Source organism: Bacillus sp. AY2-1 (assembly GCF_008368965.1).
GTDB classification, from domain to species: domain Bacteria; phylum Bacillota; class Bacilli; order Bacillales; family Bacillaceae_G; genus Bacillus_A; species Bacillus_A thuringiensis_S.
The window spans coordinates 1-738 of record NZ_QPEL01000329.1 but is presented as its reverse complement, the minus strand read 5'-3'; the positions used below and the strand labels follow the sequence as shown (position 1 = coordinate 738).

Genomic DNA, 738 nt, shown 5'->3' with positions numbered 1-738 from the left:
CAAATAGCGGGATAAATAGAATGATTCATAGCCAATAATCATGTTTAAATTTATGAAAAAGGGAGGTAACGGAATGGACCAAAGCAATTCAAATCATACATATAACGGACCTTCCAAAGCACTGCCCCTCTCCCTATTCGATGTAAAAAATGAATTGAAACAAAAAAGCAAGCTTATTCCTTCTGATACCTTGTATAAATTAACGAAAGAAGAGCAACTCATCATCAACAAAATAAAAATACAAACAGAACAGCTAAATAAAAATAATGTTACAAGAACACGCGCATACTACCAATTTTACATTCAATATCCAGAAATACATTGGGCACTGCTTGGACATATGGTATCACGTAACGGCGGTTGGAATATGACTGATTTAAAGGGCGATTTATATACGAGAATCTTATCAGAGAAAGATCAATTCATATTTTTTTCTTTTTTAGAAAGAGGGAATTGGCTTATTTTCCAAGATGTATACCCTCAATTTTTACTTTACGAACAAAGTGTAAAGAAATCACAAAAGTTATTTCACCTTCTCCCTCACCTAAATGTTTCTACATTTATGGAAACGATGTGGAACGATTTTTGGAAAACAGGCAACAAAAAAACATTAGCCATTGCAACTATTATTAATGAACAAAACTACTTAGAAAAAAGAGTGATTCAAAATGTACAATTTAAAAAGACTGTACTAAATAGTATTGGATTTAAACTCTTTGATTTCTTTCAGTTTAATCA

Annotated in this window: 1 protein-coding gene; it reads left to right on the top strand. The window is 31.4% G+C overall.

Going from position 1 to position 738, the window contains the following annotated elements; all coding sequences use genetic code 11:
- Positions 1-73 precede the first annotated feature (73 nt).
- The coding region (locus DN403_RS30875; protein ID WP_149186135.1) for a DUF2515 family protein at positions 74-738 on the top strand (665 nt) is incomplete at its 3' end.